This window comes from Tsukamurella sputi (genome assembly GCF_007858445.1).
Lineage (GTDB): Bacteria > Actinomycetota > Actinomycetes > Mycobacteriales > Mycobacteriaceae > Tsukamurella > Tsukamurella sputi.
Genome location: NZ_VIGV01000002.1, coordinates 140,392 through 159,419, shown reverse-complemented (window position 1 = coordinate 159,419; position 19,028 = coordinate 140,392). Strand labels below are relative to the sequence as shown.

Below are 19,028 nucleotides of genomic sequence, written 5' to 3'. Positions count from 1 at the left end.
GATGACTGACACCACCATCGGCACTTTCGCCGACGTTCCGTTCGAGGAGCTGCCCGGCGCGGCACCGTCGAGCGCCGACGTGGACGCCTTCGTGGACGCCGCGGCCGCGGCCTACTCCTACACCCCGGACCAGCTGACCTGGACCACGCCGGAGGGCATCGACGTCAAGCCGGTCTACACCCGCGCCGACCGCGACGCCGTCGCCGACGCCGGCTACCCGGTGGACTCGTACCCCGGCGCGGTGCCCTTCATCCGGGGCCCGTACCCGACGATGTACGTCAACCAGCCGTGGACCATCCGGCAGTACGCCGGTTTCTCGACCGCCGCGGAGTCGAACGCCTTCTACCGCCGCAACCTCGCGGCCGGGCAGAAGGGGCTGTCGGTCGCCTTCGACCTCGCGACGCACCGCGGCTACGACTCGGACCATCCGCGCGTCACCGGCGACGTGGGAATGGCCGGTGTGGCGATCGACTCGATCCTCGACATGCGGCAGCTGTTCGACGGCATCGACCTGGGCGGCGTCTCCGTCTCGATGACGATGAACGGCGCCGTACTGCCGATCCTCGCGCTCTACGTGGTGGCGGCCGAGGAACAGGGCGTCGGACCGGAGAAGCTCGCGGGCACCATCCAGAACGACATCCTCAAAGAGTTCATGGTGCGCAACACCTACATCTATCCGCCGGCGCCGTCGATGCGGATCATCTCCGACATCTTCGGCTACACCTCGCAGATGATGCCGAAGTTCAACTCGATCTCGATCTCCGGCTATCACATCCAGGAGGCCGGGGCCACAGCCGATCTCGAGCTCGCGTACACGCTGGCCGACGGTGTCGAGTACATCAAGGCCGGCATCGAGGCGGGCCTGGACGTGGACAAGTTCGCGCCCCGCCTGTCCTTCTTCTGGGGCATCGGCATGAACTTCTTCATGGAGGTCGCGAAGCTGCGCGCCGCGCGCCTCCTGTGGAGCGAGCTGGTGGCGGAGTTCGATGCGAAGAACAGCAAGTCGCTCTCGCTGCGCACGCACTCGCAGACCTCCGGCTGGTCGCTCACCGCGCAGGACGTCTTCAACAACGTGGCGCGTACCTGCGTCGAGGCGATGGCGGCGACCCAGGGACACACTCAGTCGCTGCACACGAACGCGCTCGACGAGGCGATCGCGCTGCCGACGGACTTCTCCGCCCGCATCGCCCGCAACACCCAGCTGGTGCTGCAGCAGGAGTCGGGCACCACGCGGCCCATCGATCCGTGGGGCGGCTCCTACTACGTCGAGACGCTCACCCACGAGCTCGCGGAGCGCGCCCGTGCCCACATCCGGGAGGTCACCGAGGCGGGCGGCATGGCGAAGGCCATCAGCGAGGGCATTCCGAAGCTGCGCATCGAGGAGGCCGCGGCCCGCACCCAGGCCCGCATCGACTCCGGTCGGCAGCCGGTGATCGGCGTGAACAAGTACCAGGTGGCCGAGGACGCGGCGATCGAGCTGCTCAAGGTCGACAACTCCAAGGTCCGCGCGGAGCAGCTGGCGAAGCTCGCGCAGTTGCGCTCCGAGCGCGATCCCGAGGCCGTCAAGGCCGCGCTCGCGAACCTCACCCGCGCTGCGGCCTCGTCCGAGGGCGGCATGGAGAACAATCTGCTCGCGCTCGCCATCGACGCGGCGCGGGCCAAGGCCACCGTCGGCGAGATCTCCGACGCACTCGAGCAGGTCTACGGCCGCCACCAGGCCGAGATCCGTACGCTCAGTGGCGTGTACCGCGACGAGGCCGGCGCGGCCGGCAACATCCAGACGGCGACCGAGCTGGTGGAGAAGTTCGAGGAGGCCGACGGCCGCCGTCCGCGTGTCCTCATCGCCAAGATGGGGCAGGACGGTCACGACCGCGGCCAGAAGGTGATCGCCACCGCCTTCGCCGACCTCGGCTTCGACGTGGACGTGGGCCCGCTGTTCTCCACGCCCGAGGAGGTCGCGCAGCAGGCCGCGGACAACGACGTGCACGTCGTCGGCGTCTCCTCGCTCGCCGCCGGCCATCTCACGTTGGTGCCGGCGCTGCGTGACGCGCTCGCCGAGGTGGGCCGCCCCGACATCACCATCGTGGTGGGCGGCGTGATTCCCCCGGGAGACTTCGACGAGCTGTACGCGGCCGGCGCCTCGGCGATCTACCCGCCCGGCACTGTCATCGCCGACGCCGCGGTGAACCTGTTGCACGAGCTGGGCGGCAAGCTGGGGTACCAGCTGGCGTGATCACCGTCGCCGAGCTCGCGGAAGGGGTCAGGGCCGACAAGCGCGCCGTACTGGCGCGCGCCATCACGATGGTCGAGTCCCGCCGGCCCGATCACCAGGCCCTCGCACAGCAACTGCTGCTGGAGGTGACGCCCCCGCCGGACGCGCCGATCGCCATCCGCGTCGGGATCACCGGCGTGCCCGGGGTGGGGAAGTCCACCACCATCGAGGCCTTGGGCAACCACCTGATCTCCTTGGGGCACAAGGTGGCCGTGCTCGCGGTGGACCCGTCGTCCACCCGCAGCGGTGGGTCGATCCTGGGCGACAAGACCCGGATGGGCACGCTCGCGGTGAACCCGCGCGCGTACATCCGGCCGTCGCCGACCTCGGGCACGCTCGGCGGGGTCGCGAAGGCCACTCGCGAGACGATGGTGCTCATGGAGGCGGCCGGCTTCGACGTGGTGCTGGTCGAGACCGTGGGTGTCGGACAGTCCGAGGTCACCGTCGCCAACATGGTCGACACCTTCACCTTCCTCACCCTGGCGCGGACCGGCGATCAGCTGCAGGGCATCAAGAAGGGCGTCCTCGAGCTCGCCGACGTGGTGGCGGTCAACAAGGCCGACGGCGACCACGTCGTCGAGGCCCGCGTCGCCGCGCGGGAGCTCTCCAGCGCGTTGCGCCTGATCCACCCGCGCGGCTCGCTGTGGCGCCCGCCGGTGCTCACGCAGAGTGCCGTCGAGGGCACCGGCATCGCGGAGTTCTGGGATGCCGTCCTGCGGCATCGCAGCACGCTGCAGGAGGCGGGGGAGTTCGACCGTCGCCGCCGCCAGCAGCAGGTCGACTGGACCTGGACGATGGTCCGGGACACCGTTCTCGGCCGGGTCGAGCAGTCCGACGGTGTGCGGTCCGTCCGCGCCGAGGTCGAGGCCGGCGTGCAGGACGGGTCGCTGACCCCCGCCCTCGCCGCACAGCGCATCCTCGACGCCTTCGACGGCCGTTGAGCGGACGGCGTCACCGTAGGAGTCGGTCCCGCGCCGCGGCGGCAACAGCGGCGGCCCGGCTCGAGACGCCCAACTTGGCGTAGATGTGCTCGACGTGTGATCCCACGGTCGACAGCGCGATGCCCAGCGTCCCCGCGATGCGGCGATTGGTCGCGCCGTCGGCCAGCAGCCGGAGCACGTCGAGTTCCCGCCGCGTCAGGGCCGTGCTCGGCGGTTCCGCTGCGCTGCGCGACAGCTCGATCAACTGCGGTCGCAGGCACGCGAGGAATGCGCGGGCGTGCGACGGGACTTGCGTGGTGTCGAAGCTGAGGTGCATCGCCCCGATCAGCTCGTCGCCCCGTGTCAGGGCCATCGAGGTGCCCTCTCGGAAGCCCGCCGGCGCGAGCAGCGATCGGGCCGTGGGTCCGCCGCGGAAGCCGGGAATGTCCTCCCAGAACAGGGGGCGGCCCGGGTCGGCGACGACCGCCCTGAACGCGGGCTCGGACTCGATCGGACTCGAGAGGAAGCGGCGGATCGCCTCGCGGTAGCCCCAGGTGATGAGCGGCCGCATCGGCGCGCCTGTGGTCGGCCGAAGACACAGCGCCCCCGCGGCGGTCGGTAGGGCAGCACGGGTGAGCTCGATGAGCCATTCCGCGCCGACCGTCGTCGGGGGCGGCGTCGTCATTCCGTCATTGTGGCGTCAATCGGCCAGTGCCGGGGTGGTATCGGACCACGGGTTCACCCGCTCCAGCACCGCCCCGGCAGCCAGCACGGCGGCATCGGCGTGGTGGCCGCCGGCTATCTGCAGCCCCACCGGCAGCCCGTCGCCCGTGAAGCCCGCGGGAACGGACAGCGCCGGGGCGGTGAGCATGTTGTAGGGGTAGGTGAGCAGCCACCCGAGGAGCTTCCTCCGCAGCGGCTCGCCGTCGAGCCATTCCGGAGCGAACCGGTCGTTGGGGAACGCCGCCGTCGACAGCGTCGGAGAGAGCAGCACGTCGTAGTCCTGCATGAAGGTCGAGTACGCGTCCCACATCGCGCCCTGGAAGACATCGGCGCGACCGATATCGACGGCCGTCAGGCGCTCTCCGGCGAGGATCAGCTCGATCAGCTCGTCGTCGACGGTGCCGTGTGCGGCCTCCCAGTCGAGCAGGTCGTGCTCCGAGGCGAAAGCGGGGAGCCAGACGCCGTTCCACATCGCCGCCTCGGGATCGCCCCAGGCGGGTGTCGCCTCGGTGACGCGGGCACCGGCGTCTGCGAGCCGGTCGGCGGCAGCGGCGCAGATCCGCGCGACCTCGGGGTCGACCCGCCCGAATCCCAGATCGGGGGAGTAGGCAACGCGCAGTCCCTCCGCCGTCGCCTCCCGTACCGCGGAAGCGAACGAGGGGCCCGTCCGTGGGAAGGACATCGGATCGCGACTGTCGGCCCCGGACACGACGTCGAGCATGAGGGCTGCGTCGGCGACCGTCCGTGTGATGGGCCCGTGGTGGGCCCATTCGTAGAAGCGCCCCGGCATGATCGTCTGCGGCACGAGGCCTCTGCTCGGCTTGAAGCCCACGACCCCGCACAGCGCCGCGGGGACCCGCACCGAGCCGCCCCCGTCGCTTCCCTCGGCGAGGGGACCGAGGCCCGCCGCGACGGCCGCGGCCGCTCCGCCTGATGAGCCACCGGGGGTGAAGCCGGGGCGCCACGGGTTCTGGGTCGGGCCGAACAGGTGATTGTCGGTGCCGCCGTAGTACCCGGACTCGGGGGTGTTGGTGCGCCCCAGGAAGAGTCCGCCCGCCCCGGCGAGGCGTTCCACGATCGGAGCGTCCGCTTCGGCGATCTGGTCCTTCATGGGCAGCATGCCGAAGGTGAGCGGAAGCCCCTTCTGCGCCGTGAGGTCCTTGACCGTGTACGGCACGCCGCCGAGGGGACCGAGGTCCTCGCCCTGCGCGCGGCGCCGGTCGAGTTCCGCGGCGTCGGCCCGCACCTGCTCGGCGTCGAAGTGGACGATCGCGTTGATCGCGGGGTTGATCCGTTCGACCCGCTCGATCGCGGCTTCGGCGATCACGCTGACGGAGACGCTACCGTCGGCGACTCGCGCGGCGAGTTCGGTCGCGCTGGTCCACGCGAGGTCTAGGGCATCGGAGGTGGTCATGGTGGCTCCTTCTCTGGTCCGGGTTCGAACGCTAGGCAGGGAGTCGCCGCGGGGGTATCGGATGAACGCCCGATACCGGCCGATGCCCGGAGCCGCTACCGTGCGCACCGGGCCTCCGCGGTCGTCCGGAACGGCCGTGGCTGATCCGTGCCACGATGGAGCCATGTCGGCACTCGTGATCTGCGCGTCCTCGCACCACGGCAACACGCGGAAGGTGGCCGATCGGATCGGCGGGGTCCTCGGGGCGCCGGTGGTGTCGCCGGTGGACGTGACGGCGGAGCAGATCGACGCCGCCGACCTGGTCGGATTCGGCTCCGGCGTGTACTGGATGGCCTTCGATCCGGACCTTCTCCGCCTGGTTCGCGGCCTCACGGCGAAGCCGCGCGGCACCGCCTTCGTGTACGCGACGAGCGGGCTGCCGGAGACGCCGCTGCGCCGGTACACCCGGAACCTCGCCGACCTTCTCACGGACGCGGGATTCCAGCTCGCGCCGGAGGTCTTCCACTGTCGCGGGCTGGACACGATGGGCCCGTTCGCGCTGCTCGGCGGCCTGAACAAGGGGTGCCCGAGCGCTGCGGATCTCACGGAGGCCGCGGCCTTCGCGCGCCGCTTGGAGGCGCAGAACCCTTAAGCGGACGGCGTTCGCCTGCCCGGTTGTGAAGCCCACCACAGCGGCATACCGTGGGGTTCGTGCCGTACAAGGTCGCGGACCGCATTGCAAATGCTTTGTATGCGTTTGGGTTTCGCCACGCATACGGGATCCACGGTGCCAATTCCGAGGACCTGTTCGCGGCGCTGCTCCGGCAGCCGGAGGGACGCCGCTTGACGGTCACGATCGCCAAACACGAGTTCGGTGCCGGCGCGATGGCCGACGGCGCCGTGCGCATGACCGGACGGCCCGCATGCCTCCTCGCCACCTCGGGCGGCGCTGCCATGAACTGCGTACCGGCGCTTGCGGAGGCGTACCAGTCGCGCGTGCCGATCCTCGCTCTGATCGGCAGCCCGCCCACCGGGGCGGAGGGCGGCGGCGCGTTCCAGGACATGTGCGCGCCCCCGCGCACCGTCGACGTTCTCGGCGTCCTGCGCGGCGTCACCGGTTTCACGGCGAAGGTCTGCGGTCCCGACGACCTGCGGCCGGCCCTCGACGGTGCACTGGACTGCCTCGAGCGCGGTCTTCCCGCGGCCCTGCTCCTGCCCAAGGACGTCCAGGTCGCGCAGTGTCCGGCGGTGCCCGCCCGCACTCCCGTCCCGTCGCTGGCGCCGGCACCGTCGGACGAGGTGATCCGCGCGGTCCGTGCCTCCCGGCGGCCACTGATCCTGCTCGGTGAGGGTGCGTCGCGGGCCCGCCTGGCCGGCCCTGTGGCCGAGCTCGCCGCCGCGACCGGGGCGCTCGTCGCGACGGGACCCAACGGGCGGGACGCCGCGCCGCCGAACGGCGTCGTCGGCGTGGCCGGCGTGATGGGGCACCCGTCGGTGGTGCGCACCGCCGCGGAGGCGGATCTCATCCTGGCGCTGGGCAGCGAGCTCGACCTCATGGACCGTACCGGCCTGGACGCGGCGATGGACGCCACGTGCACCGTGCACGTCGGCGCCGCGCCGCCGTTGCGCGAGGTCACCGTCCACGAACCCGTGCGGGACCTCGCCTCGTACACCCGGGCACTCGCCGCGGAGGCCGGGCCCTGCCGGCGTGTGCCCTGGACACGCGCCGAGCCCGAGCCGATCGTCGTGCCCCGGAGCGGATCCGGTGTGATGACCTGTGCGGACGCCGTGGACGCGCTCGCCGCCGTGATCCCGGACGACGCCCTGGTCTTCGCCGACGCCGGGAACGCGGGCGCGGCCGCCGTGCACCGGCTGCCGTTCGGCACCGGGGAGCGCTTCCTCGTCGCCCTGGGGATGGGCGGCATGGGCCACGGCATCGCGGCCGGCATCGGCGCCGCGATCGCCACTCGGCGCCCCACCGTGATCCTGGCGGGCGACGGCGCGTTCTTCATGCACGGCATGGAGATCCATACCGCGATCGAGGCCCGCGCACCGGTCCTGCTCGTGGTGCTCAACAACGACGCGCACGGCATGTGCGTGGTCCGCGAGGGCCGGTTCTTCCCCGACCTGCCCAGCATCAACCGCTTCCGGCCCAGCCGGATCGGGGACGGCCTGGCCGCGATGTTCCCCACGCTGCCCGTCCGCTCCGCCGTCACGTCCGACGGTGCGCGCTCCGCCGCCGCCGAATTGCTGGCCGACAGGTCCGGCGGACCGTCGTGCCTGGAGATCGGTACGGACCCCGCGGAGATCCCGCCGTTCGCAGCGCTACTGCCCGACACCGCGAAGGAGCATTCATGATCCCGGCGATCGACATCGAGGGAACCATCCGGATCGAGAGTCATCCGCGACCGGTGGCGCAGCCGATCCTCGTGGACCGCATGCGGTCGGTGTACCCGCACGAGCAGATCTACGGCGACTTCTGCCCGGTGCAGTCCTACGTGAACGCCCCGCCCGACGAGCTCTACGACTGGCTCTCCGACACCCGCTGCCTGGAGGAGTGGACCTACAGCCTGCGCGGCTTCCGCGAGACCGACGAGCCCGGGCTCTGGGTGGCCCGCGACATGCTGGGCGCCGACACGGAGATCTACACGCGCACCGTCGCCCACCCCGATGCGCGCACCGTCGACTACCACTGCGCCTGGGACCAGGGGAAACACCTGTGGATGATCTACCTGATGCGGGTGGTCGACGCGCAGACGGTGCTGAATCGTCCCGGATCCGTCGTGCTGTGGGTCAACTGCCACCATCCCTTCTACGACGAGAACCCGTACCCGGAGACGGCGCCGCCCGACCGTCCGGTGTGGGTCGGCGACCTGTGGGACACCTTCGGTGCCGGACACCAGATGGAACTCGAGAACCTCAAGGCGATCGCCGAGTACCGGCACGCGCACGGCGAACCCGTCCGGCCCGAATGGATGGACCGGTGAACCCCCGCATCGTCGGGCTCGCGTCGTACCTGCCCGAGAACCGCGTTCCCGCCGACTACTTCCGTGAGTACGCGGATGCCGACAGCCGCACGCTGACCTCGAACCCGATGTTCGCGCCGCCGGCCTACCGGCACCACGCCGCGGCGGGGGAGAACAACGTCGACATGATGTGCTCGGCGATCGACCGCCTCCGCGAGCAGGTGGGCGACGACGCCCTGCAGGCCGACGTGGTCTTCAGCCACTCCCAGCTGCCGGACCTGCCCGTCGTGGGGTGCGGCGGGGACGTCGTGCGCCGCCTGGGCACCCGACCCTCGCTGGTCCTCGACATCCACAACGGCGGCTGCGCCGCCTTCCTGCTCATGTTGCACCTCGCGCGCACCATGTTCACCGCGGGCACCGCACGGTCGGCGCTGCTGCTCACGGCCACCAACGCCGCCGGGAACGTCTTCACCCAGGAGCGGGTCCGGAACCTGCCCCAGGCGGCCATTCCGGGCGACGGTGCCGCCGCGGCCCTCGTCGTCGCCGATCCGCAGGCCGGCGGACTGGAGGTCCGCGAAGTGGTGTGCGCGCAGCACAGCGAGTACGCGGGCGACATGACCGCTGCGGTCGAGCCGCCACGCAAGTACTGGGAGGCGGGGGAGGGGCAACTGCACGTCGGCTTCACCGAGGCCAAGATCGCGAAGGTCCTCGCCCGCGGCAACAGGTTGGTGCCGGAGGTCGCCCTCGCGGCGGCGTCGGCGGGCGGGCTGCGCGGGCCGGACGTCGGTCACCTCGTCACCAACCAGCCCAACCGCACCTTCCTGCGGAACTGGCGCGAGGCGCTGGAGCTCCCTCCCGAACGGCACCCGGACACCTTCGACGAGTGCGGCAATCTCTTCGCCGTCGGCGTCCCGCACACCTTCGCCACCGCCCGCGCCGACGGCCGGATCGGCGCGGGAGAGGACGTGGTGCTCGCCGCCTTCGCCCATGCCGGGGACTTCGCCGCCGGCGCGCTCATCCGTACGTAGCCACTGAGCCGCTCAGCCCGGCAGGCCCAATCGGCCGCCGAGCCAGTCGAGTTCCGCGGTGAGGCCGCCCGACCACACCGCGAAGTCGTGCCCGCCCCGGATCCAGCGGGTGCGCACCGTCATCCCGGCGGCGGATGCCGCCGCGGCGACCCGCTTCGACGCGCCCGTCGACACGGGATCATCCGTGCCGGCGACGAGCACGCCGGCGCTGTCGGGGAACCGCTGGGCGGCCAGCCGGGTGAGGGGGTTCGCGAGCGCGTACGCCCCGCGATCGCCGGCGAAGGCGTCCCGGATCGTCTCCTCGCGTCCACCGCCCAGATCCGGCTCGGCGTCGGGCGACAGGGCGAGAAAGGTGCGGAAGACCTCGGGGAAACGCGTCGCGAGTTGCAGCGCACAGGTTCCGCCGTAGGAGTAGCCGCCCACCGCCCAGGCCTGCGGGGCGGGATCGACAGAGAGGTTCTGCCGCACCCAGGCGGGGACGTCCTCGGCGAGGTAGGTCGCGGCACGCTTCTTCCGGGAGTCGGCGCAGAGTGGATTCTCGAACTGCCCCCCGGTGGCGTCCGGCACCACCACGACCGGTGCGAGGCCGCCGTGCCGTGCGGCGTGGGCGTCCATGGTGCGGGCCAGCTTGCCGCCGGAGAACCAGTCGCGCGGCGATCCGGGCTGGCCGGGGAGCAGCATCAGGACCGGCAGCCGTTCGCGTGCGCCGGACAGGTACGCCGGGGGCAGGTAGATCAGGGCCTGGCGGGCGGCGAAGCGGGAGCGGGTCGGCGGCACCGTCGCCCGGATGACGACCCCCCGTGCGGCGTCCGATCCCGGGGAGGGACGGGGCACCGTCGCCGGGTAGTCGACGGGCAGCAGGTCCTCGACCGACGGGTACGCGGCGTACAGAGAGTTGACCTGACCCGCGCCCATCAGCGCCACGATCGCGACGGCGGCGCCGCTGAGCCAGGCCGACCGCCAGGAGCGGGCGCGGGCGACACGGACGCCCGCCAGCAGGAGCGCCAGGACCGCGAGGCCGATCCACAGCAGCACGAGGGGATCGAGGCGGTCGGGGAAGGGCTTCCAGACGAACTCGACGAGGAAGTCGACCAGCGCCGTCGCCCCGAGCGCGATGCCGATGCAGGCCAGGACCGTCCGCGTGGATCCGGTCCGGCGGGTGGCGCTGATCAGCCCGGCGAGCGCCGCGGCACCGGCGAGCAGCAGCAGGAGAGGTACGGGACCAGCGGTGAGCTGCAGGTTCCGCAGCGGGTTCACCGTCCGATCCTCCGTCCTCGCACGTCGCCCAGGATAGGCGCCGTCGCTAAGACGGACCTGTGGGAAAGACGCCGAAACCGGGCGATCTAGTCTGTGAGCCATGACACTCTCGGACGCCGCACCGCACCAGGACATCACCACTGTCGAGGTACCCACCCACTGGTACAACCTGGCCGCGGAGCTGGAGACGCCCATCCCGCCCCACCTGCACCCGGGGACCAAGGAGCCGGTGCAGCCCGAGGATCTGGCGCCGCTGTTCGCGAGCGGCCTCATCGCGCAGGAGGCGTCCACCGAGGCCTACCACGAGATCCCCGAACCGGTCCGCGAGATCCTGGCGATGTGGCGGCCGTCGCCCCTGATCCGCGCGCGGAAGTTCGAGGAGGCGCTGGGCACCTCCTGCCGGATCTACGTCAAGTACGAGGGCGTGAGTCCCGTCGGCTCGCACAAGACGAACTCCGCCGTCGCGCAGGCCTATTACAACGCGGCCGACGGGGTGAAGAAGCTGACCACGGAGACCGGCGCGGGCCAGTGGGGCAGCGCCCTCTCCTTCGCGGGCGCCCAGTTCGGGATCGACGTCGAGGTGTGGCAGGTGCGCGCCTCGTTCGATTCCAAGCCCTACCGCGGCCACCTCATGCGCACCTACGGCGGCACCGTCCACCCGAGCCCGTCCGACCTCACCGAGGCCGGCCGCGCGATGCTCGCGAAGGACCCGGACACCACCGGCAGCCTCGGCATGGCCGTCTCCGAGGCCGTCGAGGTCGCGGCCCAGGACCCCGAGGCCCGCTACGCCCTGGGCAGCGTGCTCAACCACGTCGTCCTGCACCAGTCGGTGATCGGCCTCGAGGCCGTCGAGCAGCTCGCGCAGCACGAGAACGGCGCCGACGTGGTCTTCGGCTGCGCCGGAGGCGGCTCCAACCTCGCCGGGCTGGCGTTCCCGTTCCTGCGGGAGAAGATCCACGGCCGCCAGGACCCGCGGATCGTGGCCGCCGAGCCCGCGGCGTGCCCGTCGATCACGAAGGGTGAGTACCGGTACGACCACGGCGACGTCGCCGGCCTCACCCCGCTGCTCAAGATGCACACGCTCGGCATGGACTTCGTTCCCGACCCGATCCACGCCGGTGGCCTGCGCTACCACGGCATGTCGCCGGCGCTGAGCCACACCGTCGAGCTGGGCCTCGTCGAGGGCCTCGCGATCGAGCAGAACGACGCCTTCGCCGCGGGCGTGCTCTTCGCGCGGTCGCAGGGCATCGTGCCGGCGCCCGAATCGACGCACGCCATCGCCGCCGCCGCGGACTACGCGCGTGAGCACTCCGACGAGGTGCTGGTCATCGGCCTCTCCGGCCACGGTCAGCTGGACCTGCCCGCCTACGCGGAGTACCTCGCCGGCGGCCTGGCCTGATGCTGCGCCCGGCGCTCTAGGGGGAGCACCGGGCGAACAGCAGCACCCGCTGCGTCGGTTCGTCGACGACCTGCAGCACGACCTGGTCGTACTCGATGCTCGCGCCGCCGCCGGTGCGCAGCCGCACCCGCAGATGATCGTGCGGCTGGGTCACATCGTGCCGCCGCCACAGCTCTCGGAACCGCTCGTCCGCGGCCACCAGCCGGTCGATCCAGGCACCGTCGGGTTCGCCCGACGGTGCGCTCGCCCGCACGATCCCGACGACGGTGCGGCGCATCGCGTCGAGGTCCGCGAACCGGCTCTGGAAGTCCTCGTCGGTGAACAGCAGCTCGGCGTACCGGCGACGATCGGCGGGGACGGCGGCGAAGTCCACCAGGAGCCCGGCCGCGGCGCGGTTCCAGGCGAGGATCGCGGTGCCCGGTCCGATCACGAGCGCCGGCACATCGCCGAGCTGGCCGACGAGGCTACGCAGCGCCGCGCTCGGCGCCGCCGCCTCGGGGCGGTCCGCATCGCCCGGGTCGGCGAGCAGGGACTGCGCGTACCGGTACTCGTCGTCGCCGAATCCGAGCACCTCGCCGATGCGGCGCAGCACGTCTCCGCTCGGCACGATCCGGCCCTGCTCGATGCGGCGGTAGTAGTCGTCGCTGATGAAGGCACGGGCCGCGACCTCCTCCCGGCGCAACCCGGAGACCTGACGACGTTCCTCGGTCGGGGGTGGGACCGCCGCGTCGCGTCGCGTCCGCACGAAGGCGCCGAGCGTCACCAACCGGGGATCGCGCGCCATCAGTGCCCCGCCGCCGTCGCTGCAGGGAGGGGGAGGGGATTCCTCCCCTGCCGCCCATGGCACCTCCGGAGCAGGGTGGAGGCATGACCGAGAGAAACCGCATCGACGTTCACACCCACCTCGTTCCTCCGTTCTGGGGCGCCGCGCTCGCCGAGCACGGCGGCGACCCGTCCGGCTGGACACTGCCCGCATGGTCGGAGGACGCGCACCTGTCCTTCATGGACGACAACGACATCGCCACGAGCGTAGTGTCGCTGACCGCCCCGAGCGTCGTCGGCTGGCGGGGGACCGAGCGCCGGGACATGGCGCGGCGCGTCAACGAGTACGCCGCCGATCTCGTGCGCCGCCGCCCCGACCGGTTCGGCGCCTTCGCGACGGTGCCGCTGCCCGACGTCGACGGCGCCGTCGCGGAGGTCGAGTGCGCGCTCACCGAACTGGCCGCCGACGGTGTCGTGCTGCTCTCCAACTACGAGGGCGTCTACCTCGGTGACCCGGTGTTCACGCCGCTGTGGGAAGCCCTGGACCGGCATCGCGCCGTGGTCTTCATCCACCCCGCGCACCCGCAGCTGCCGCTCCTTCCGGACGTACCGGGACCGCTGGTCGACTACCCCTTCGACACCACCCGCAACGCCGTCCACATGGTGCTCCACGGCATCACGGACCGGTACCCGAACGTGCGGATCGTCCTGTCGCACGCGGGCGGCTTCGTGCCCTATGCTGCGCTCCGATTCTGCGAGCTGCAGGCGGCGCTCGATCCCGAGGGACGCTCATCCGGCGAGCTCCTCGCGGCGTTCCGGACGTTCTACTGGGACACCGCGCTGTCGTCGGGGCGGTACGCCTTCGCCGCACTCCGGGAGTTCGCCGACCCGTCACGCATCCTCTACGGCAGCGACTTCCCGTACGCCCCGCCGGAGGTGGGTACTCGGTTCACCCGGATCCTGGATGAGGAATCGGGCCTCGACCCCGACGCCGCGACCGCGATCGACCGGGGCAACGCGCTGCGCATCTTCGACCGACTGGTCTGATGCGTCAGGACCCCATCGAGCGCCGGATCTCCTCGAGCCTGGCCTTGGCGGCCTTCTCCCGTTCGGCGAAGGCGCGTTCGGCGTCCTGACCGGCCGCGGTGCCGTGGGCGAGTTCCTCGGCGCCGAGAGCCGTGGTGGTGCGACGCTCGATCTTGTCGCGGATGTGGTCGAAGGTGGGCACCCCCGCCGCGGTGTAGCCGGTGACGTCCTCGTACGACGGTGCCGCGGGGCCCGGGGGCACCACATCGACGATCTCCGCGTCGATCGGCTCCGGTACGGGCGGCACCGACTCGGGGGCAGGAGTCGGAGCGTCGTCGCCGGGCTGCGTCATGGCCCCCAGCGTAGCGCCGTCGCCGGCCGCCCACCTCCGGAGCTCGTCGATGTCGACCGGGTGGGACCACAGGAAGCCCTGCGCGAAGTGAGCGCCCGCAGCGGCGAGCGCCTCGGACTCCGCGGGGCACTCGATACCCTCGGCGATCACGTCGAGGTCCAGGGCCCGCGCCATGGCGACCGCCGCATCGAGCATCGCCTCGAGGCGCGCATACTCGTGCCCGGTCGAGGCCACCACCACGGATCGGTCGATCTTGACCAGTGCCAGGTCGAGGTCGCGGAGCTGCGCGAGACTCGACCAGCCGGTGCCGAAGTCGTCGAGCGCGATCCGGGTACCGAGGTCGATCAAGCGGTGCGTCGCCGCCAGGACGTGCCGCTCCGGGACGACCCGTTCGTTGATCTCCAGGATCAGGCGCGACGGGTCGAGGCCGGTCCGCCGCAGGGTGCTCTCCACGTCGTGGGGCAGGCGAGGATCGGCGAGGTCCTCGGAGGCGAGGTTCACCGATACCCACCCGAGTCCCGGTGCGGCGGCGAAGTCCGTGCACGCTCGGTCGAGCACCAGGCGCGCGAGATCGGGGATCATGCCGAGCGCTTCGAGGTGAGGGAGGAAGTCCGCGGGCGTGAGCTCCTGGCCGGACGGCCCGGGGATCCGGGTGAGCGCCTCCGCACCGACCATCGCCCCGGTGGTCAGGTCCAGGACGGGCTGGTAGCGGACGACGATCCGCCCGGACTCGATCATCGAGCGCACGTGGGTCACGAGCGCCACCCGCTCCTGCTGCGGCGCGCGCAACCCCGCGGAGTGCGCGACCACGCGGTTGCGGCCGTCGCGTTTGGCCTGGAACAGCGCCAGGTCGCCGTCGATCAGCAACTGAGTGATGCCGTCGGCGGCGGCCAGGGACTCGACGATGCCGATGGAGCAGGTGACGGTGAGGTGCAGTCCGTCGACCTCGACGGGGTCGGCCATCGTGCTGCGGACCCGTTCGGCCCACTCCGTGGTCGCGTGCGCGGCGTCGACGCGAGGTCGCAGGACGACGAACTCGTCGCCGCCGAGCCGTGCGACGAGATCGGAGGGCAGGCTCGCGGCCTGCAGGCGCCGAGCCACGATCTGGAGCACCTGATCGCCCACCTTGTGGCCCAGCGAGTCGTTGATCCGCTTGAACGAGTCGAGATCGATCCACAGCACGGCGAGCTCGGCGCCGTCATCGCGGCGCAGTTCGACGACCTCGGTGGCGCGCTCGATGAAGCCGGCGCGACCGAGGAGGCCGGTCAAGTCGTCGTGGTCGGCCCGCCACCGGAGGCGGCGGTTGAGTTCGCGGATCTCGGACTCGGCGAGCCGGCGATCGGTGATGTCGGTGTGCGTACCGATGAGCCGCGTGGGCCTGCCGTCGGGGCCGGCCTCCATGGCGCGGCCGCGGGACTGGACCCAGCGCCATCCGCCGTCCTTGGTCCGCATCCGGTGCTCGAAGGAGAATTCCTCGGCCTCGCCGTTGATGATCCGCTGAATGCTGTTCCAGCTCGCCTCGTAGTCGTCGGGGTGCACCCGGTCCGCCCAGTCGGAGACACTCGAGCCGACGTCCTCGGCGGCGTACCCGAGCATCGACTTCCAGCGCTGGGAGTAGAACAGCTCATCGGTGGTCACGTCCCAGTCCCACATGCCGTCGCCCGCACCTTCGATGGCGAACTGCCAACGCTGTTCGGCGCGGCGCAGGCGCGCCTGGTCCCGACGATCCGCAGTGACATCGCGCGAGATGCCGATCAGGCCGATGACCTCTCCGGCCGCGTTCCGATAGGGGGCCTTGTTAGACATGTAGATCCGGCGCTCCCCGTCGACTTCCGGGTACTCCTCGACGTCCCGGCCGATGCCGCTTTCCATGATCTCGCGGTCGGTCGCCATCAGGATGTCTGCGATCGCCGGGAAGACGACGGTGTCGTCGGCACCGATCGCGAGGGCGGGCGAGATTCCCGCGAGCTCCGCGACGGCGCTGTTGATGTACTGGTAGTGCCCCTGGCGGTCTTTGATGTAGACGAGGTCCGGGGCCGCATCGATCACCGCCTGCAGGAGGTCGGACACCCGCTCGGAGTGGCTCGCCGACTCGGTGGCACGTTCCTGAAGCCGGCGCTGAGCCTCGCTCATCGCCCGCACCGAGGCGACGCGCTCGGAGATGTCGCGCGTCAGTCCGGCGATGTAACGGCGGCCGTCGATCACGTGGAAGTACAGGTGCGCTTCCACGGGGAAGGTGCTGCCGTCCTTCCGGCGGTGCATCGCGGGGATCACGAGCCTCGTGCCCGACAGCGCGAGTTCCCAGTTGTGGCGCGCCTCCCCGACGGTGACCTGCACGATGTCGAGGGCGTTCATGCGGAGCAGTTCCGCCCGGGTGTAGCCGGTGCTCGTGCACGCGGCGTCGTTCACCACGACGATCCGGCCGTCCTCGTCGTGGACGTAGAAGCCGTCCAGCGAGCGTTCGATGAACCACCGCGCGATGTCGCCGACGATCGAACCGCCTTCGGGCCTCTCGTCGGGGCTGGGAGTGGTCACGTCGACGGGTGGGCCGCGAGTCGGATCTGTTCGATCACCCGCTGGATGCGCAGCCCGTGCCGCACGTCGAGCGGGTGGTCGGTGCCGGTGGCGACCGCCTCGAGGAACTCGTCGAGCAGCACGCGGAAGCACTCGGTCGACGGGGTCTCCCGGCTGTCCAGGACGGCGAAACCGTCCGTGGAGTGGGCGGACACGCGCATCACCGTCGGCAGGACGGGAGTGCGCAACGACAGCGAGACGGTGGAGGAGGCACCGCCGGCGTGGGCGAGCTGCGCGGTCCAGGTGTCGCTCGCCTCCGCGTAGCGTGCTGCGTCGACGTCCGTGATCGGGCCCGCGACCGCGTCGAGCAGGTCCAGGACGTGCGGCCCCACGTCGAACACCGCGCCCTGTTCCTGGCGCCACGCACTGGCGGCGAATTTGCCCGCCAGCGCAGCGCCGGAGAGCCACTGCGCCTCGGCGGCGACCGGCTTCAGCGCCGCGGCGTCGCGGACGAACTCGCGGGTCTCGGGGGCGAACCGGCGGGTGAAGGCGACGACGGAGCGCACACCGGACTCGACGACGGTCCGCGTGAGCGCAGTGGCCCCGTCGATGTCCAGAGCGATCGGCTTGTCGAGGACGAGGTGCTTGCCCGCCCGGGCCGCCTGCTCCGCGAGGGGCGCCTGTACGTTCGGCGGTACCGCGAAGGCGACGGCATCGACGGCCTCGAACAGCGCGGTGGGGGACTCGAAGCTCCGCGGGAAGACCTCGCCGGCGGCGGCCGGGTCACGAGCCCAACCGCCCACGAATTCGACCCCCGGGTGCGCCTCCAGCGCCGGCGCGTGCGTCTCCCGCGCCCACGGACCCGCTCCGACCAGACCGATACGCACTGTCACGCGCCAGAGTCTGCCACGGCGTCGTCACGACCCAACACGGAGTGGCGCCGTCCGTAGAAGAGATAGATCGCGACCCCGAGCGCGAACCAGATCAGGAAGCGCAGCCACGTGGCGACCGCGAGGTTGAGCATGAGGTAGACGCACGCCAGGCCCGACAGCACCGGAATGAGCGGCGAAAACGGAACTCGGAAGGGCCGCTTCAGATCCGGTTTCGTGCGTCGCAGGATCGGGACCGCAAGGGAGACCAGCAGGAATGCGAAGAGCGCGCCGATACTGACCATCTCCGACAGTGCCTCGATCGGGATGAAACCGCCCATAAGGGCACATACGATCACGATGATCACAGTCAGCCGGGTGGGTGTGCCGAACCGGGGCGAGACCTTCGCCACGGCGGGCGGGATCAACCCGTCGCGGCCCATCGCGAAGCCGATCCGCCCCATCGTCACCAGTTCGACGAGGATCACCGAGGTCAGGCCGGCCACCGCGGCGATCGCCACCAGGTCTCCCGCCCAGGACGCGCCCACCACGTCGAAGGCCTTCGACAGCGGGGCGCTGGAGTCGATGTCCGTGTACTTGACCATCCCGGTGAGCACGACCGAGACCAGGACGTACAGCAGCGTGCAGGCGAGGAGGGTGCCGATCAAGGCCCTCGGCATGTCCCGCTCGGGCCGGCGGGCCTCCTCGCCGAGGTTGGCGACCGCCTCGAAGCCCGTGTAGGCGAAGAAGACCACCGCCGCCGCGGTGAGGATGCCGGCGACGCCGAAGTGCGACGGCGCGCCGCCGAGGAAGGTCTCGATGAGCGGCCGGTCCAGAGCGTTCCCTCCGGACTCCGCCGGCACCGGGTCCGGGACGAAGGGCACCAGGTTCGAGCGAATGATGAAGAAGACGCCCACGATGACGACGAAGACCGAGATCGCCACCTTCACGAGCACCAACACGTTGGTCACCCGGGCGGACTCGCGGATCCCGACGGTTGCGACCACACCCAGGATCACGATCACGAGAATGGCACCGACGTTGACCGGGGCCTCCTCGGTGAACAGGTGCGGCGGCAGGTGGAAGAGGTCGGCGAGATAGCCGGACCAACTGCGCGAGACGACGGCGGCGCCCAGGCCGAACTCGAGCAGCAGATCCCAGCCGATGATCCAGGCGAATACCTCGCCGATGGTGGCGTAGGCGTACGTGTAGGCACTGCCCGCCGTGGGGACCGCGGCCGCGAGCTCGGCGTAACAGAGCGCGGCGAACAGGCTCACTACGCCGGCGACGACGAAGGAGATCGCGATGCCGGGACCGGCGTTCACCTTGGCCTGTACGCCGGTCAGGGTGAAGATGCCGGTCCCGATCACGATGCCGACGCCGAATCCGATGAGGTCGACCAGACGCAGGTCCCGTCGGAGGCCGCCCTCCGCGGCACCGTCGGCTTTGATCCTGGCTAGGGGCTTCGTCCGCAGGATGTCCATTCCGCCGGACGCTACTCGCTCGCCCGTCCGTTCGCAGAGCTATCGGATCGACGGATCCCCGTG

The 19,028-nt window shown here is 71.2% G+C and carries 15 protein-coding genes; 8 read left to right on the top strand and 7 right to left on the bottom strand.

The genetic code is table 11. The features are described 5' to 3' along the window. Position 1 precedes the first annotated feature (1 nt). Complete coding sequence (gene scpA, locus FK268_RS06010; RefSeq protein WP_146432221.1) at positions 2 to 2,233, top strand: methylmalonyl-CoA mutase; 2,232 nt, start codon at positions 2 to 4, stop codon at positions 2,231 to 2,233. Further along, positions 2,230 to 3,213 carry a methylmalonyl Co-A mutase-associated GTPase MeaB gene (gene meaB / locus FK268_RS06005; protein ID WP_146432219.1) on the top strand — a complete coding sequence of 328 codons (984 nt, stop codon included), beginning with the start codon at positions 2,230 to 2,232 and terminating at the stop codon, positions 3,211 to 3,213. Before scpA ends, meaB begins: the two co-directional genes overlap by 4 nt. A gap of 10 nt (positions 3,214 to 3,223) precedes the next feature. Here the strand turns inward: meaB and FK268_RS06000 are convergent, their stop codons facing one another. Further along, a complete protein-coding gene (locus FK268_RS06000) occupies positions 3,224 to 3,877 on the bottom strand; it encodes a helix-turn-helix transcriptional regulator (RefSeq protein ID WP_146432216.1) in 654 nt (217 codons plus the stop codon). A gap of 15 nt (positions 3,878 to 3,892) precedes the next feature. After that, the gene (locus FK268_RS05995; protein WP_146432214.1) at positions 3,893 to 5,329 is read right to left on the bottom strand and encodes an amidase; all 1,437 of its coding nucleotides are present in this window, start codon (positions 5,327 to 5,329) and stop codon (positions 3,893 to 3,895) included. 163 nt (positions 5,330 to 5,492) lie between these two features. On the opposite strand from FK268_RS05995, the gene FK268_RS05990 reads away from it, so the two are divergent. From FK268_RS05990 to FK268_RS05975, 4 genes are read left to right on the top strand one after another with little or no spacing between them, the layout of a single operon-like run. After that, positions 5,493 to 5,960: a flavodoxin domain-containing protein gene (locus FK268_RS05990; protein WP_146432211.1), complete on the top strand. Its 468-nt coding sequence runs from the start codon at positions 5,493 to 5,495 to the stop codon at positions 5,958 to 5,960. Positions 5,961 to 6,010: 50 nt separating this feature from the next. Continuing rightward, positions 6,011 to 7,666 carry a thiamine pyrophosphate-binding protein gene (locus FK268_RS05985; protein WP_306461487.1) on the top strand — a complete coding sequence of 552 codons (1,656 nt, stop codon included), beginning with the start codon at positions 6,011 to 6,013 and terminating at the stop codon, positions 7,664 to 7,666. Beyond that, complete coding sequence (locus FK268_RS05980) at positions 7,663 to 8,295, top strand: SRPBCC family protein (protein WP_146432207.1); 633 nt, start codon at positions 7,663 to 7,665, stop codon at positions 8,293 to 8,295. The genes FK268_RS05985 and FK268_RS05980 overlap by 4 nt, the downstream gene beginning before the upstream one ends. Next, positions 8,292 to 9,302, top strand: a complete 1,011-nt coding sequence (locus FK268_RS05975) for a 3-oxoacyl-[acyl-carrier-protein] synthase III C-terminal domain-containing protein (protein ID WP_438695965.1) — start codon at positions 8,292 to 8,294, stop codon at positions 9,300 to 9,302. The genes FK268_RS05980 and FK268_RS05975 overlap by 4 nt, the downstream gene beginning before the upstream one ends. A 12-nt stretch (positions 9,303 to 9,314) precedes the next feature. Here FK268_RS05975 and FK268_RS05970 read toward each other — a convergent pair whose 3' ends face one another. Continuing rightward, positions 9,315 to 10,559: an alpha/beta hydrolase gene (locus FK268_RS05970; protein WP_231706954.1), complete on the bottom strand. Its 1,245-nt coding sequence runs from the start codon at positions 10,557 to 10,559 to the stop codon at positions 9,315 to 9,317. Positions 10,560 to 10,659: 100 nt separating this feature from the next. On the opposite strand from FK268_RS05970, the gene FK268_RS05965 reads away from it, so the two are divergent. Further along, complete coding sequence (locus tag FK268_RS05965; RefSeq protein WP_146432202.1) at positions 10,660 to 11,958, top strand: TrpB-like pyridoxal phosphate-dependent enzyme; 1,299 nt, start codon at positions 10,660 to 10,662, stop codon at positions 11,956 to 11,958. A gap of 16 nt (positions 11,959 to 11,974) precedes the next feature. Here FK268_RS05965 and FK268_RS05960 read toward each other — a convergent pair whose 3' ends face one another. Beyond that, positions 11,975 to 12,742, bottom strand: a complete 768-nt coding sequence (locus FK268_RS05960; protein WP_158636057.1) for a helix-turn-helix domain-containing protein — start codon at positions 12,740 to 12,742, stop codon at positions 11,975 to 11,977. 83 nt (positions 12,743 to 12,825) lie between these two features. Between FK268_RS05960 and FK268_RS05955 the strand changes: the two genes are divergently transcribed. Continuing rightward, entirely contained in the window at positions 12,826 to 13,767 is a 942-nt protein-coding gene (locus FK268_RS05955; RefSeq protein WP_146432198.1) for an amidohydrolase family protein, read from the top strand. A gap of 4 nt (positions 13,768 to 13,771) precedes the next feature. Here the strand turns inward: FK268_RS05955 and FK268_RS05950 are convergent, their stop codons facing one another. From FK268_RS05950 to FK268_RS05940, 3 genes are read right to left on the bottom strand one after another with little or no spacing between them, the layout of a single operon-like run. Further along, a complete protein-coding gene (locus FK268_RS05950; RefSeq protein ID WP_158636056.1) occupies positions 13,772 to 16,633 on the bottom strand; it encodes a sensor domain-containing protein in 2,862 nt (953 codons plus the stop codon). Further along, positions 16,630 to 17,505, bottom strand: coding sequence for a Gfo/Idh/MocA family protein (locus FK268_RS05945; RefSeq protein ID WP_231706953.1), 876 nt, complete (start codon positions 17,503 to 17,505; stop codon positions 16,630 to 16,632). Before FK268_RS05945 ends, FK268_RS05950 begins: the two co-directional genes overlap by 4 nt. Beyond that, positions 17,502 to 18,965, bottom strand: coding sequence for an amino acid permease (locus FK268_RS05940; RefSeq protein WP_146432195.1), 1,464 nt, complete (start codon positions 18,963 to 18,965; stop codon positions 17,502 to 17,504). Before FK268_RS05940 ends, FK268_RS05945 begins: the two co-directional genes overlap by 4 nt. Between the last annotated feature and the right edge of the window lie 63 nt (positions 18,966 to 19,028).